The organism is Paraglaciecola sp., from assembly GCF_051252315.1.
Classification (GTDB): domain Bacteria; phylum Pseudomonadota; class Gammaproteobacteria; order Enterobacterales; family Alteromonadaceae; genus Paraglaciecola.
In genome coordinates this window covers 12,188-27,995 of the sequence record NZ_JBPOFP010000029.1, presented here as the reverse complement: position 1 = coordinate 27,995, position 15,808 = coordinate 12,188, and the positions used below count along the sequence as shown (strand labels likewise).

At 40.5% G+C, this 15,808-nt stretch carries 16 protein-coding genes and 1 pseudogene; 5 read left to right on the top strand and 12 right to left on the bottom strand.

Annotated elements, in window-relative coordinates; translation table 11 throughout:
• Positions 1–2: 2 nt before the first annotated feature.
• The 12 genes and pseudogenes from ACSHXM_RS07840 to gmk form a co-directional block, all read right to left on the bottom strand.
• On the bottom strand, positions 3–2,255 hold the full coding sequence (locus ACSHXM_RS07840; RefSeq protein WP_435688196.1) for a PEP-CTERM sorting domain-containing protein: 2,253 nt from the start codon (positions 2,253–2,255) through the stop codon (positions 3–5).
• Between the two features lie 233 nt (positions 2,256–2,488).
• Entirely contained in the window at positions 2,489–3,247 is a 759-nt protein-coding gene (locus ACSHXM_RS07835; protein WP_435688195.1) for a hypothetical protein, read from the bottom strand.
• A 196-nt stretch (positions 3,248–3,443) separates the two neighbouring features.
• A complete protein-coding gene (locus ACSHXM_RS07830; protein WP_435688194.1) occupies positions 3,444–4,052 on the bottom strand; it encodes a LuxR C-terminal-related transcriptional regulator in 609 nt (202 codons plus the stop codon).
• Positions 4,053–4,067: 15 nt separating this feature from the next.
• The gene (locus ACSHXM_RS07825) at positions 4,068–6,476 is read right to left on the bottom strand and encodes a response regulator (RefSeq protein WP_435688193.1); all 2,409 of its coding nucleotides are present in this window, start codon (positions 6,474–6,476) and stop codon (positions 4,068–4,070) included.
• A 60-nt stretch (positions 6,477–6,536) separates the two neighbouring features.
• On the bottom strand, positions 6,537–7,313 hold the full coding sequence (locus ACSHXM_RS07820; protein ID WP_435688192.1) for a substrate-binding periplasmic protein: 777 nt from the start codon (positions 7,311–7,313) through the stop codon (positions 6,537–6,539).
• Between the two features lie 287 nt (positions 7,314–7,600).
• The gene (locus tag ACSHXM_RS07815; protein ID WP_435688191.1) at positions 7,601–7,834 is read right to left on the bottom strand and encodes a PspC domain-containing protein; all 234 of its coding nucleotides are present in this window, start codon (positions 7,832–7,834) and stop codon (positions 7,601–7,603) included.
• 19 nt (positions 7,835–7,853) lie between these two features.
• Positions 7,854–8,117: a TfoX/Sxy family DNA transformation protein gene (locus ACSHXM_RS07810; protein ID WP_435688208.1), complete on the bottom strand. Its 264-nt coding sequence runs from the start codon at positions 8,115–8,117 to the stop codon at positions 7,854–7,856.
• A 21-nt stretch (positions 8,118–8,138) separates the two neighbouring features.
• Positions 8,139–8,813, bottom strand: a pseudogene (gene trmH / locus ACSHXM_RS07805) (tRNA (guanosine(18)-2'-O)-methyltransferase TrmH); the annotation flags it as partial.
• Between the two features lie 32 nt (positions 8,814–8,845).
• Positions 8,846–9,232 carry a RidA family protein gene (locus ACSHXM_RS07800; protein ID WP_435688190.1) on the bottom strand — a complete coding sequence of 129 codons (387 nt, stop codon included), beginning with the start codon at positions 9,230–9,232 and terminating at the stop codon, positions 8,846–8,848.
• Between the two features lie 42 nt (positions 9,233–9,274).
• A complete protein-coding gene (spoT, locus tag ACSHXM_RS07795; protein WP_435688189.1) occupies positions 9,275–11,392 on the bottom strand; it encodes a bifunctional GTP diphosphokinase/guanosine-3',5'-bis pyrophosphate 3'-pyrophosphohydrolase in 2,118 nt (705 codons plus the stop codon).
• A 102-nt stretch (positions 11,393–11,494) separates the two neighbouring features.
• Complete coding sequence (gene rpoZ, locus ACSHXM_RS07790; protein WP_435688188.1) at positions 11,495–11,767, bottom strand: DNA-directed RNA polymerase subunit omega; 273 nt, start codon at positions 11,765–11,767, stop codon at positions 11,495–11,497.
• A 103-nt stretch (positions 11,768–11,870) separates the two neighbouring features.
• On the bottom strand, positions 11,871–12,515 hold the full coding sequence (gene gmk, locus ACSHXM_RS07785) for a guanylate kinase (RefSeq protein ID WP_435688187.1): 645 nt from the start codon (positions 12,513–12,515) through the stop codon (positions 11,871–11,873).
• Between the two features lie 90 nt (positions 12,516–12,605).
• Here gmk and cyaY point away from each other — a divergent pair, with 90 nt between their 5' ends.
• From cyaY to hemC, 5 genes are all read left to right on the top strand, one after another.
• The gene (gene cyaY / locus ACSHXM_RS07780) at positions 12,606–12,923 is read left to right on the top strand and encodes an iron donor protein CyaY (protein ID WP_435688186.1); all 318 of its coding nucleotides are present in this window, start codon (positions 12,606–12,608) and stop codon (positions 12,921–12,923) included.
• Between the two features lie 39 nt (positions 12,924–12,962).
• On the top strand, positions 12,963–13,634 hold the full coding sequence (locus ACSHXM_RS07775) for an alpha/beta hydrolase (RefSeq protein ID WP_435688185.1): 672 nt from the start codon (positions 12,963–12,965) through the stop codon (positions 13,632–13,634).
• 204 nt (positions 13,635–13,838) lie between these two features.
• Positions 13,839–14,315 carry a YHS domain-containing (seleno)protein gene (locus ACSHXM_RS07770; protein ID WP_435688184.1) on the top strand — a complete coding sequence of 159 codons (477 nt, stop codon included), beginning with the start codon at positions 13,839–13,841 and terminating at the stop codon, positions 14,313–14,315.
• 7 nt (positions 14,316–14,322) lie between these two features.
• Complete coding sequence (locus ACSHXM_RS07765) at positions 14,323–14,793, top strand: GNAT family N-acetyltransferase (RefSeq protein ID WP_435688183.1); 471 nt, start codon at positions 14,323–14,325, stop codon at positions 14,791–14,793.
• A 66-nt stretch (positions 14,794–14,859) separates the two neighbouring features.
• Positions 14,860–15,801, top strand: coding sequence for a hydroxymethylbilane synthase (gene hemC, locus ACSHXM_RS07760; protein ID WP_435688182.1), 942 nt, complete (start codon positions 14,860–14,862; stop codon positions 15,799–15,801).
• Positions 15,802–15,808 lie beyond the last annotated feature (7 nt).

The window sequence follows — 15,808 nt, the reverse complement described above, 5'->3', positions numbered from 1 at the left end:
TTCTAATTGCAGCGATTATGCTTTTTTACCTTTCGTGTCGCAAACAACCCTACCACCCCCAATAACAGCATTAATGCCGTTCTCGGTTCAGGCACTTCAGTTGGCCCAGAGTTATCAGTTGGATTATCAACGTCTACTGTACCTGAGTCATCAATTGGACCACCAATTTCTATAGGGTCTTGGTGAACATATGCAGAACCTCTAAGAAATGCAATTTCACCATTTTGCAAACTTGTGCCAGATAAAGACGCATCACCTAATGTTGCATTGAAGAAATTATCACTTTCTGAAATTAACGTGGCAAATATTTTGAAGGGACCTAGGAAGTTCATAATAGTGTCTCCTAAACCTCCAAAACTCAGATCTTTGGCAAAACCGCCGTGCATAAGATTAACCAGAAAGTTAGGGTTGGTAGCTGTTGGATCAATACCCAACATTGGATTTGCCTGATCGCCATCCGATAAAGACAAAAACAGCAACATATCAAACCCTATAAAATCAAAGGCATAATCTAAAGGACCTTTATCAAGTCGCAGTAATGCACCAATGCCATCGTTTGGTTTAGCATCAAGAAAGCTGTTGAATATGTTGTGTTGTGAAGTAATACCATCAAGTAAACCGAAGGTTTCAGCTCCTCCGACTAAGTTAGGAATAAAGGGGATCAATGTACCTGGTTGTTTATTGTAAGGATTTTCACCCATCACGCCCGTAGGAGCACTAGTGGTGCGTGCACCTGTTAATGTTGGTCCACTGCTTGATACATTGCTACCAGAGATAAAGCGACCATTACCACCTTGGCTAACTTGTCCGTTATTGCCGCCACTCGTGTCGACACTCGCACCTGCTACATTTAATACCGATGCCACTAATTTAATTGTGCCTCCTGCACCACCACCACCAATACCTCCCTCACCGCCGTCACCACCTGTCGCACCTTGGTGAGAAGTACCACCTTTTCCACCAATTCCACCGCCACCAGAGGTTATGGTAATTACAGCGTCTTGACTTAATTGCTGTCGACCTTCACCAACTTGTCCGAAATCACCGGCCTGAGTTGCACCTCCGGTTAAGCCATTGGTAGCACCCGTACCCGCCTGTCCATTTCCACCTTGCGCATTAAAATGACCATTGGCATTTAACTGTCCTCTGACGATAAATTCCACGGCACCACCACCATGTCCTCCTCGACCTCCTTTTTGTCCATCGCCACCATCACCACCAAGCGCGCCTTGTGCTCCGGCACCACCATTACCGCCATCTCCACCCCTAATGGGTTCGCCAATTTTATTAACGGTAAGTGTGCTGCCGCCACCGCCACCGCCACCGCCGCCACCGCCGCCGCCACTACCTCCAGCACCGCTACCACCATTACCGCCACTGCCGCCACCACCAGAGGCACCACCTGATATTTCTAAGCCAGCCCCCCAATTGTATCCCCCAGAACCACCTATACCACTTGCCCCATCATTTCCGTTATCTCCAGCATAACCATCGTCTCCTGTAAATCCAGCCTTTCCATTAGTGGCTTCAAGACCAACCTCCTGTTCTCTACCACCTTCGCCTCCCCACGAACCATCTCCTCCTGTTCCTCCTAAACCGCCACGGGTAAATCCTAGTTCGTAGTTATCACCACCTCGCCCAGCAGCAAGATAATGGTTATTTAAACCAATACGACCGGCCTGACCATCCTGGCCAGCGAACCCTAGTCCACCTATATGTCCATCTAAACCGTCTTCACCATCAACACCGCCATCACCATGACCTACTGCACATAAACCAAAACAAGAAGGTCTGTTACCCGCGCCTCCTTTACCTGCCTGTGAGCCAAACAGTACTAATTCAAATTCTCGACCTCCCCTGCCACCTATGCCTCCTTCTCCACCTGTACCTCCTCTTCCACCAGCGCCACCATAACCACCACCACTTTTGCCATTAGAAAAATCAATAACGGCATCTGCATGAATATAGGCATTATTCGCTACGACAATTGATACACCGCGATCCCCTCCCGCCGCTGTTAACGAATCTGTAGCTCCAAGTGTTAGATCACCAGCAATATTCAATTGAAAAAGCTTTCCATCACTGGTCAGAAACTTTTTAAACTTGACTCCATTAATATTGTCTACTGACACACCGTCTTTAAGTACAAGACCCGTATCTGAATAGAGCTTATATTCGGCAGCGTTTACCTGACTTGAGAGGCAAGCTAAACCAATGGCTATTGGCATAATGGTTTGTTTGAGAATTCGCTTCATGGGATTTTCCTTATCTTATAAACATCAAGTGCGATGACAAGTTTGATAAATTACGCGGTAATAACGGCTAGTTTGTTTTATGTTAATAAGAATGACACTAAAGGACTATCAGGTGATCACCTGATTTTGGAGGATAAATAACAAAAAATAGGAGCCTATTTTTTTATTAAGGCCCCTATATTTTTAGGGTAGAGTTATTACGCTAAACATCTTGGATATAAATCTAACTTCGCTTATTTTCTAGCAGATATTCCTTTGCGCCGAAGAATAAAAATAACCCAGCAAGCCAGTAGCGACAACATTGTCGGTTCAGGAACAGTTATAGTTTCCCCTGCAGTTAAATCTATTTCCAATCGGGCAAAATTTAAATCAAAGTCACCTGACAAAGCTCTCACCTGATACATCAAACTTCCCGTAGTCATCATATTTTCCAGATCGAGTGCGCTAGCAAACCATTCCATCTGCAATGGACCACCGTTAATTTCCTCAGTAAGTACTTCCACGTCAATAATTCGCTTAAAAGGAGGAAATGAGACAGGATTAAATACAAGCTCGTCTCTAATAATTTCACGAGTTTCGCTGTTAGATGAAGTAAATGGAATGGCAGAATTCGCACCGCCTGCAACCGTTACAACGCCCGATTCATATGCATCAATACTATCACGATGATACTCAGTTATTGAACTAGTCACCCTTGTGGTGTACGAGTTATAGGTTCTAACATCGGTTCCATCAAAATCAAAGATTATCTTTGCACTATTAAATATTGGGTTGTTGTAAATAAGGTTTAAGCTTGTAAGGTCGAATTCGCCAACTTCGTAATCGTCATACAAACATGCGAAGGGATAGGCACGACAAAAATCCGTATCATTAGAAGAGATATTTATACCGTCAGCTATATTATCTTCCAGTGTTATCAGTAACGCAGATACGTTGCTGGATACTGTTAGAAGCAGCGGCAAAAGTAGTGAGCATAATAGTTTTTTATTCATAATTAATCTGCTTCTGTTTTTTATAATAAAAGTTAGGTTTGAAAAACCACAATGTTAAAAAAGGTGCTATGTGCGGCCTATGATAGTTACAAATTAGACAATGACATATCAGGTGATCACCTGATTTTGAGGGATAAATAACAGAAAAATAGGGATTTATTGATTAATTACCGAGCGAAAAGGTTGTACTACAAATTTATAATCCGGTCAGACCTAATTCTCTGGCGCGTTCAATCAACTGCACTATATTGCGCACTTCGAGTTTTCTCATTAAGTTCATGCGATGGCTGTCGACGGTTTTTATAGAAAGGAATAGTTCATTCGCCACTTCTGTATTGCTACGACCAATGGCCAGCAAGTTGAGTACTTGCCTTTCTCTTTTTGTTAAATCATGGGCACTATTTTGCAACAATTGACTAATTTCTTGCTGAATAAATTGTCCACCTTGACTGACGGTAGTGATTGCTTGCTGCATTACGTCAGGGTCTACTGACTTAGATAATAAACCTTGTACATTGGCTTGGCTGGCAAGTACCTGTTGAAACACGGCCGCATATTGCAAGCCGGTTAGAATAATTATTTTTAGATGAGGCTGATTGAGTCTGATTTCCTCTAAAAGAGGCAATAGTTCACCACCGGGCATATCAAAATCGCTAACTAATAAGTCAACATCGGCATCGCTCATTAATGCCGCAAGTGCGGGAATGTCGTCGACCTCGGCAATAACGTCATGACCCAATGCCGTTAGCAGGCTTTTAAAACCCGCTCGCATTAAGTTATGGTCATCGGCTATGGCTATTTTCATCAATTCATTCCACCTTTACGACTCTTCAAGTTTTGCTCTTTTTTCAACTTTTTGCTGGTTATCCAGTACTTCTTTAAGCGCTTTACTATATTGCTCTAGCATCAAACCAGTTACTTGGTTTGATTCGAAAATGGTTTTTTCGATCAAACTCGCAGTGGTAGATAAACAGTCAAGAGCCAAAAACGATGCGGAACCCGAAATTTTGTGAACCAAGGTTTTTAAATCCTCAAGCTGATTATTTTCAAGGTATTTATCAATCTGCGCTCTACTATGTCGAATTTCTGCTAGGAATTCGAGTAAATAAGGAAAGTATTCACTTGGGTTATTGGGCCAACGCTTCATACCTTTGGCCACATTAATGCCTGACCACACACGATCATCCAAGGTCGGTAAAACCTGTCCTTCGGCTGCTTTATTAGAAAAAGTGCTATCTGAAGACTTTGCCGCTGATGACAAACAACTTTGTATTTTTTTGTATAAGGTATCTGGGTCAAAAGGTTTACTAAGGAAATCATTCATCCCTGCAGCAATACATTGTTTTTTTACACCGTGCATTACGTTTGCTGTTAAGGCAATAATGGGTATGTTGGCCACCTCATCATTCAGTTGTCGAATTCTGTTCGCTACTTCAAAACCATTCATTTCCGGCATTTGAATATCCATTAACAACAAATCATATTGCTGTTGCTTAACTTGTTCTAAAGCAGCCTTACCATTTTCTGCAACGGATACCTGTGCTCCCACGCTTTGTAACATTGAAACCATTAACGCCTGATTCATTTCAACATCGTCGGCAACTAAAATATGGTAACCCTGCAATTTATATTCTGTGGCGACTTGTTCATCTAACTGCAATTCTTCGCTTTCAAAATCTGCACAAACGCTAAACGGTAAGGTAAATGTGATTCTGCTGCCGGTTTTAGCGTTAGGATTAACTCCAGCTACCTGACTTTCAACGGTAATCTCGCCCCTCATCAGTTTTACTAATTTATAAACAATAGGCATGCCCAAACCAGTGCCGCCATAACGACGTGTCGTTGATGCATCTTCTTGGGTAAATACCTCAAAAATTTTAGGGATATAGTCAGGATCAATACCGACACCAGTATCGGTTACAGTAAACTGTATTTGCTGCTCTTGTGCTTGGTTCTTTTCATCGCCTTTATCTACTGATTGGATTTGGCAATTTTGGCAATCAATACAAGTGACATTGACGTTTACGCTACCTTGATGAGTAAATTTAAGTGCATTACTCAGCAGGTTGTTCAAGATTTGCTGTAAACGATTTTGATCGCCATACACCTTTGGTGGAACAGATTTTTCCACTGTAAAACCTAACAGCAAATTCTTTTCTTTGGCTTGGTGCGAAAATGTAGCAGCTGCCATTTCAATCACATCGTCAAAATAAAAAGGAATCGACTCTACATCTGCTTTGCCTACATCTAACTTGGATATATCTAGAATATCATCTATCAACAGCAGCAAAGAGTTAGCTGCTTTTTCAATATAATTAAGGTGCCGCCTGTCATCCTCTTTTAAATCTGCTTTTTTCAATAAATGGGTAAAACCCATTATGGTATTCATCGGGGTACGAATTTCATGGCTAATAGAGGCTAAAAACAAACTCTTGTCTTGGTCTGATTGTTTTGCAGCGAAAGCCAATTTTTCTTTTTCGAGCGAGTTTTCGATTTCTTTTGCCAGCGCACTCTCGGTAATAAGCTTTTGCTCAATACCCTGCATGACTCGCAATCGCATTTGATTTAAGGCAGAGACCACCTCGTCTAACTCGTCATCAATATTGTTCGTTTTTCGATTAAGTGAAAATACGCCCTTCAAATTTGACAGGTTTATCTTTTTAGATTGATTGGAAATATCAAGAATATGCCGGGTTAAAACTTGGCGGATAATAAATAATATAATGACCGAAATTAGGATTGTTTTTAAGCTTTGTAAGACTGTTATATAAAACGCACTTTTATATAGATTGTTGTATGCATTCTCATCTGAAGTAGTAAGAATTAGCTCACCAAGATAGTAGTCTTCTGCATTGTTGCCTTTAATAACCAGATCATGTTGCCGAATTGCATTGTCACTATAGGTTTGGCTTTCTTTTTCGCCCAATTCAATTTTTTGATCACCCGTTTGGGTTTCATTCCAATTAAGTTCTACATGGATAACGTTTGGCAGTGACAACAGGCTTTCCATGCTGATCCTGATTTGGCTTTCGTCAAACTTCCACAAACTGCCTTTTAATGCGGGGATTACGGTTGACTCCATTTGATCAACTTGGCTATCGGCATCACTAAGGTTGTCTTGTAAATCAGTCCACAACAGTAAAAGTATAAACAAAAAAGTGATGATTGAACTTGCTGCTATGATATAAAACAGCAGCCTTACCCGTATGCTTTTATTTATCGTCTTCATAAACGTCCCTTGTTAATTCACCCTTGTTTGAATTTTTAACTACTCAAAGACAAAGCCATTTTAATTCAAAGTTGTTTTGGATAGATTCTCTTCCAACATTGGGTAAAAATCCTGAAATATTTTTTCATAGGTTCCATCATCACGCATTGACTGGAGCGCTTGGTTAAACTGCAAACGAATGTCGTTCGATTTGTTATTTTTGGGAAAAATTAAATAAGTTGGTACGGTTTCAAGCTGTGGCGATAACTCTTTAATATCAGCCTGTAGACCCAATTTATGTAGATAGTATTTACCCACATGCCTACCACTCGGTGCAATATCAATTCGCTTCATCATTAACATTCGTAAAGACTGTTCTGTTAACGTCAATAGTTCAATATTCTTAATCACACCATCTTTAACAGTTTTATCATAGGTTTGACCATAACTGTAACCTCGAATCACTCCAAATTTATACTGACTCAAGGCAGCCAAATCACCATTAAACTCAATTTCGGAAGTTTTTCGAGCAAATAAAACCACAGTTTCATCATGTAATAGCGCTGAATAATCAGCAAATAATTCTCGCTCTGGCGTCTTATAAACATTAAACAAACCATCTACCGCCCCACTCTTTATTTGCTCCATAGCTCTTGCCCAAGGCGCGATTGAGATCTGGACAGGCTGATTCATCCGTTTAAACGCTTCTTTAACTAATTCAACCCCAATGCCTTTAACTTCACCATCTTGGGTAAAGCTATAGGGAGCATTCTCCATAGTAAGAATTTGCAGTGGTTTGGCTTGAATCGATTCAGAGAAAGCAAACACGCATACAAGAATGAATCTGCATAGCAGCATGTATTAACACCTGATTTAAATAGTATTTTATTATGTTACAGGAAAATGAACTTCAATGTGATTTTGGAAAATCGATATGAAAGTTGAAGATTAAACTTACTCTACTATTTCAGCTCAAGGGGGTTGGGGCAATACATCATATTGGTTAAAGAGCTAGATCTGGTCATTGTTACAACTGCCCATGAAAGAAATGAAACAACCATGCAGATAACTGCTAACAGAATTCTTCCCGCCTTTGTAACGCACTCACACTGAGGGATTGTGGGATTGAATTGAAGGAGTACACCTTATTCTTGTTTAGCTTGTAATTCAGCTAATAAATGGGCTCGTTCTTCGAAGGCGGGAAGACTTAATCGTAAAACGATGTACAAGACTAAGCCCATAAAACCACATAAAAATAGCACTATAAATACAAACCTAAGTCCAGATAGATTCAAATTATAGTAGTCAGCAAAACCGGCTAAGGTGCCGGTAAACACACCGTACTTTGCCCGGGTTAAGACTTTATTATCCGTGTCCATATTGTTTCGTCAGTCCTTATTATTTAGGTGCCAGTCCCATATCATCTAGTTTTAATAGGATTTCTGTTTTTTGATGTTTTGCAACATTTTGCCAATGTTTGCCTTCTTTGGCTCCGATTAATGCATAAATCGAATTGAGACCAGTGCCCGCTATATTTTGTTTTATTTGTTTGTACAATTCGAACGAATCAGCGGCCATAAATTGTTCTACAGAATGGATATCTACCTTGGCCAACATTTCTTCGCTTTTTATGCCGAACCCCTTTAAGTCTCTAAGTCGCATACCTTGATAAGGCGAGGAGGGAGATAATTGTAATTTTCTCCACCAGGCTTCGTCAGCTTGAATATGCCCATTTTCGTCTACGTAAGGATATTCAATGTTTTTTCGGTCACATATTTCTCGATACCTAGGAAAGCCACCTTGAAATAAGACCTTTTGGCATTCAGCTTCAGACAACTGTAATTTATCGTACATGCCCGATATCTGCCTTTGCCTTTGGGCTTCGTACAAAATCAACGCTGCTGCTACCGACACGTTTAACGATTGCACCATTCCTACCATTGGAATAACAATCTCTTGGTCGGCTAGCTCAATGGCTTCTTGGGTGGCACCGTGTTTTTCTTGGCCTAAAATAATTGCTGTGGGTTTGGTGTAGTCTATTTCGCGAAAATCGACCGCCTTTTCAGAAAGGTTGGTCACTAACACCTGCATATTTTGCTGTTTTAGATATCCCACCGCATCTTGAATAGAAGCGTGTTCTCGACTGTGCACCCAGTTTTCGCTGCCCATAGCTGTTCCCTTACGGATTTCAGCTTTTTTCTTCCAGATAGCTTGAACTTCGTGCACACCTACTGCGTCGCAACTGCGCACAATAGCCGAAACATTATGGGGTTTGTCTAGCTGCTCTAAACACAGAGTGAGACTAGTTTGGCGTGCTGCGAGTAATTGCCTGATACGTGTATTACGTTCGGGCGACATTTTAATATCTAAAAACATGATTTAAACAACGTTTATTCTGGTAATTCCATAACACCGTCGATTTCGATTTGTACACCTTTGGGTAAGGCACTCACTTGAACGGCCGCTCTTGCTGGATAAGGTTCATCAAAATACTGGCTCATAATTTCATTTACCGTAGCAAATTTGGATAAGTCAGTTAAAAAGATATTCACTTTTGCTAAATCATTTGTGCTTCCACCAGCCGCTTCACATACAGCGCTTACGTTTTTAAATACCTGGTGCGCTTGTTCTGCAAAGTCTTCAGAAATCACTTGCATGGTTGCTGGTACTAATGGAATTTGCCCAGATAAATAGACCGTAGTACCAGACTTTATTGCTTGGCTGTATGTGCCTATAGCGGCAGGGGCGTTTTCGGTATGGATCACTGACTTAGTCATAAAGGTTTATCCTTAAATTCATTCGTTAGGTGGTAGCGAATATTATGTATTTTTTTTGGCCTGACTGTGGCGAGACACTTTTTGTACTTCAGGCATAATACGAATTTTGCGCATGACATTAGCTAGTTGCAGGCGATTAGTTATGGTTAATTCAACATCAATATAATAAACGTTACTTTCTTTTTCTTCGGTTTGTAAACGGACAATATTGGAGCCTGCAGCTGCAACCGTACTGGTTAAAGTAGCCAAGGTTCCTTGATGATTAATCATTTCGATACGTAAAGAAGCGTGAAAGTCACCATTCACGTCATCATCCCATTGCATAGTTAAAACCCGGTGAGGCTCTTCTTTGCTGAGTTTACGAATATTACTACAACCCGTTTGGTGGATCACCAAGCCTCGACCTGGGCTTAGCACAGCTACAATTTCATCGTCTGGTATGGGATGACAGCAACGAGAAAAAGTAACTAATAAACCTTCAGTGCCACGAATTGCCACTTTACTTTCTTTATGTTCTAAATCGGTAGATTCACCTAATAAACGTCTGGCAACTATGGCACTTAATTCGTTTCCTAAGCCAATATCGGCTAATAAATCAGAGAAACCACTGTGTTTTGTTTCTTCTACTACTCGATCAATTTCTTGTTGAGGCACGTCGTCTAACTTAATTTTACCTAATGCGTGTCTAAGCAAACGGCCGCCCATAATCACAGCTTCTTCAGAACGTTGATTTTTTAAGTAATGACGTATATGAGCACGTGCGCGAGCACTTACTACAAAGTTTAACCAATTCGCATTTGGCTTGGCTCTTGGCGAGGTTATAATTTCTACTGTTTGCCCATTGACTAACGGTTTACTTAAAGAAAAAGGACGCCTTTCAACTTTTACTCCTACACATGAGTTACCCACATCAGTGTGAACAGCGTAGGCAAAATCAACTGCGGTAGCGCCTAACGGTAGCTCTATGATTCGGCCATTAGGCGTAAAAACGTAAATTTCATCTGGAAACAAATCTGTCTTAACGTTTTCAATAAATTCGAATGATGAACTCGCACTTTGCTGCAATTCCAATAATGATTGCATCCATTTACGGGCGCGAACTTGAGCCGTAGTGTCACTGGTATCATCGGTATCTTTGTACAACCAATGAGCCGCAACACCTTTATCTGCCATTTGATCCATTTCTTGTGTGCGGATCTGAATTTCAACCGGGATACCATGAGGCCCAATAAGTGAAGTGTGCAAAGACTGATAACCATTGGTTCTGGGGATTGCTATATAGTCTTTAAAACGATTATCGATGGGTTTGTACAAACCATGCATAGCACCTAACGCACGGTAACAATGATCAACTGATTCAACTATCACTCTAAATGCGTAAATATCCATAACTTCGTTAAACATCAATTCTTTATTTTTCATCTTTTGATAAATGGAATAAAGATGTTTTTCACGGCCAGTGGTTTCAGCCTCTATGTTCAATTCTGCTAGTCGGCTTTCGACTTCTTTTTGGGTGTTTTCGATAATCTCTTTACGATTACCTCGCGCTTGTTTTACGGCACCTTTAAGTGCCCGATAACGCAGCGGATACATGGCTTGAAAGCCAAGCTCTTCTAACTCATTTTTAATATCGTGAATACCCAATCGATGGGCAATGGGCGAATAAATATCAAGGGTTTCTCTAGCGATACGCCTTCTTTTATCTGGCCTTAACGATCCTAAGGTACGCATGTTATGGGTGCGATCAGCTAGTTTAATTAGAATGACGCGAATGTCTTGCACCATAGCCATCATCATCTTACGAAAGTTTTCGGCTTGGGCTTCTTGTTTACTGCTGAAATGAATTTTGTCTAGCTTACTGACACCTTCAACGAGTTCGCCTACTGTGTCACCAAACTCTTTACTGAGATCTTCTTTACTACAATCGGTATCTTCAATCACGTCATGTAACAGCGCCGCCATAATGGTTTCATGATCTAAACGCATGTCGGCTAAAATAGCTGCTACTGCAACAGGGTGAGTGATATAAGGATCACCGCTAGAACGCATTTGTCCGCTATGGGCGTCTCTTGCAACAACAAACGCACGCTCAGTATCTGCAACCCTATTTGGAGGCAAATAAATCTCAAGCTTTTGTTTTAAACCCTCAAACAGATACACGTAAGCGCTTATATTAGTAGATTAGAAAGTAAGAATACGGGGATTTAACGAACAAGCCAACGGCTAACATCAAGAAAATGCAGCCGAAAGCTAAAAATGTTTTTATTCTTCTGAAAGAATATTCGCTACTGAGGCAAATTCTGCTTGGTCTTGTTCTTGTTGATCACGAAGTGTCTCTTCTTCTAGCGAAGAAGCTGTAACCAAACCTTCCTCAATTTCACGCAAAGCAACCACGGTTGGCTTATCTGTGCCACTTGGTATTAAAGGTTCTTTTCCTTCAATAGCAATTTGGCGCGCACGACGAGCAGCCACTAAAACCAAATCAAATCGGTTGCCAATTTTATCTACAGCATCTTCAACTGTTACGCGGGCCATGATGATCTCCGTCGGGGTTAATATAAAAAAAGGTCGCATAGTGTACTGATTTATCAAACGATTTAAAAGCAGTTTGATCGACAAATGATCAAACTAACTTAAATCAATCACCTAATAAGTTATCAAATAACTGTTGATGGCGAATGATTTGTTTTTCTTTACGTAAACGTCTTGTCATTACTATGGCATCTAACTCTGCTAATGCAGCGTCAAAATCGTCATTTACCACTATGTAATCAAATTCATGGTAGTGAGATATCTCAGATACGGCTTTTGCCATACGTTGCTCAATAACATCGGCAGAATCTTGGCCTCTTTTGGTTAAACGGCTTTGTAATTCTTGTTTTGAAGGAGGTGCGACAAATACAGTCGCAGTATCCGGAATTTGTGCTTTAACCTGACGTGCGCCCTGCCAATCAATATCTAAAAATACATCTATACCTTTACGTAAAGTCTGTTCGATAACGACTTTCGAGGTACCGTAATAATTGCCAAACACTTCTGCCCATTCAAAAAAAGCATCTTGTTCGATTAGTGATTCAAACTCTGCTCTGTCCACAAAATGGTAATGCACCCCGTCTTCTTCACCAGGCCTAGGTGCACGCGTTGTATGAGACACCGAAACTTGCATCAAATTATTGTGGGCATCTGTACATTGGTGTTTGTCTAATAAAGCTTTTATTAAGCTAGATTTTCCCGCTCCTGAAGGGGCAGTAAGAATAAAGAGATTTCCGAGAGTCTGTGGCATATTTATATATTAGTCATTAATTATGATGTCGCGATTAACTAGCAATGTTAGCATATTGCCAGCAACAGAATACACAACGAGCAAGATATTATGAACGATAGCCAATACCATCAAATGACGGATGACCTATTAATTAGCATTGAAGAAATGTTAGACGACTGTGAAGTGGATATAGATTACGAATCGGCCGGCAGCATTTTAACCATGACGTTTGAAAATGGCAGCAAAATAATTATTAATAAACAACCACCGTTACATCAATTATGGGTGGCTACTAAATTTAATGGGCATCATTTTAATTTTCAAAATGAACAGTGGATAGACGAACGAACAGACGTTGAATTTTGGTCTTTCCTGGATCAAGCATGCAGTAAACAAGCTGAACAGCCTGTTTCACTTAGAGCCTAATTAACACCTTATCTAATACAATTTACTGAGATAATTAAAATGAGCGAACAAGAATTACCTTATGTGGAAGTTAATCCAACAAGTTCACCTAAAGCCACCGTTATTTGGTTACACGGTTTAGGAGACTCGGGTAATGGCTTTGCGCCAATTGTACCTGAACTTAATATGCCACAAGAATTGGCTGTTCGTTTTATATTTCCTCATGCTCCGGTTCGCCCAATAACAATCAATAACGGCATGCAAATGCGCGCTTGGTACGATATCAAAAGTATGGATTTTGGTAGCCGTGCGGATAGCACAGGGGTTAAAGAATCTGCAGCATTAATACAACAGCTGATTGAAGCAGAAATTGCTCAAGGTATTCCGGCCAATAAAATTATTTTGGCTGGTTTTTCTCAAGGGGGTGTAGTTGCATTGCACCTGGGCACAAGATACGAACACAAACTGGCTGGCATAATGTCTTTGTCTAGTTACATGTGTGAACCAGAAAAACTTACAGCAGAAGCTCATAATGCCAACAAAAACACAGATATTTTTGTGGCTCACGGACAACAAGATGATGTAGTACCTATAGCTATGGGCAACGCTGCATTTAAAACATTAGAGAGTAATGGTTATCCGGTTTCTTGGAAAGATTACATGATGCAACATAATGTGTGTGTGCAAGAACTCAACGACATCTCTGCTTGGTTACAGAAACAATTAAGCTGATTCGTGTCCGCTTAATTTCAATTCCTTGATATGCAACCACAGTCTCAAGGCCGAGACGAGCATTATGCAAACTCACTAAAATAGGTTTATTAAAGTCCTAAAAATACGGGTTAATTAATCTGTGATAAAAATGTGAAGAAATAAATGTCGACTACACTCGGTTTACTATTTAAGTTAAATAAAACTTTATTAGGAATAACCCATATGTCGAATCTATTTAAATCTATTGTAGTTGCTATTACATTTTGCCTGAGTCTACCGGCATTAGCTTTAGACGACGCAGTGAATACTGGCCGATTTAATGATACCGCTATTGACGGATATGACACTGTTGCCTATTTCACTGAATCGAAACCGATTAAAGGCAATAAAAAATTTCAATATACTTGGCGTGAAGCCAATTGGCGTTTTTCCAGCCAAGAAAATTTAGCTTTATTCAAAGCACAACCAGAAAAATATGCTCCTCAATATGGAGGCTGGTGTGCCTATGCAATGTCAGATGAAGGCCGCACGGTTCGAATTGATGAAGATGCTTGGCATATTCATGATGGCAAGCTGTACTTAAATTACAGTAAAAGCGTACAAGAAAGCTGGCTTGAAGATAAAATTTCTAACATTGCTGAAGCTGATGGGTTCTACCCTCAAACAACGGACATCAACAAGTATAAAACCTCTAAATAAACAACCGGTGAAACAATATTTAATCCACAATGTTCACCCAAACGACGCCCCAGTACTAAGTGATTTGGCTTTAAAATCTAAAGCTTACTGGGGCTATGACGCGCAGTTTTTAGCAAACTGTAAAACCGAATTAACTTACACCCCAGAACAAATTAACGACAATAATTGGCTTTTTCAAAGTGCTCAAAGTGAAGACCACTCTATTTTGGGCTTTTATGCATTACATTTTGATTCAAATAAACTGGTTGAGCTCATAGCACTATTTATTGATCCAAATTACATCGGGCAAGGGATCGGTAAAAGTTTATTGAATGCTGCTCGACAACAAGTATCAAAACAGAAATTGAACAAGATCATTATTCACAGTGACCCTAATGCCGAAGATTTCTATTTATCCCAAGGCGCCACTAAAATAGGTGACACACCTTCCCAAAGTATTCCTGGTAGACAATTACCCTTATTATCCATCAAGCTTTAACTCCACTCTGTGAGCTTTTCTGGTAATATTGACTCATAAAATATCTCTTTCTATGACGGAACTTAAATGTCAGCAAGAACCATACGAATCGCCACAAGAAAAAGCGCCTTAGCTTTGTGGCAAGCTGAATACGTAAAAGCAGCATTACTTGAAGCTCACACTGATATTCAGGTGGAATTAGTCCCAATGAGCACACAAGGTGACAAGATTCTAGATACACCTTTAGCTAAGATTGGCGGAAAAGGTTTATTCATAAAAGAGCTAGAAGTGGCGATGACTGAAGGTAGAGCAGATATTGCCGTACATTCAATGAAAGATGTACCTGTAGAGTTTCCTCCTGGATTTGGTTTACATGCTATTTGTGAGCGTGAAAATCCTTTTGATGCCTTTGTGTCTAATACCTATGCAGACATTGATGCACTGCCGAAAAATGCCGTAGTTGGCACCTCTAGCCTTAGACGCCAATGCCAATTACGCAAATTACGCCCTGATTTAGTGATTAAAGATTTACGCGGGAACGTCAATACGCGATTAGCAAAATTAGATGCGGGTGAGTATGACGCCATAGTATTAGCCGCAGCGGGATTAATTCGCTTAGGCATGCAAGAACGTATTCAATATCAAATTCCTGCTGACCTATCTTTGCCGGCTGTGGGACAAGGTGCAGTCGGTATTGAATGTCGCAACGATGACCAAGAACTAATCGAATTACTGGCTCCATTAAATCATTTAGACACCTCAATTCGGGTGCGAGCCGAACGAGCAATGAATGCCAAATTAAATGGTGGCTGCCAGGTGCCAATAGGCAGTTTTGCGGTAATCAATAAGTCACAAAGTGAAGACGAAATAACCTTACGTGGCCTAGTGGGTTCTACCGATGGAAAAACATTACTGCACGCTACGCAAAGCGGTACAGTAGATGAAGCCGAACAAATTGGAGAGCAAGTTGCACAATTGTTACTAGACCAAGGAGCGGGTGAGATTTTAGCTGCGCTACACGTTAAATAAACACCAA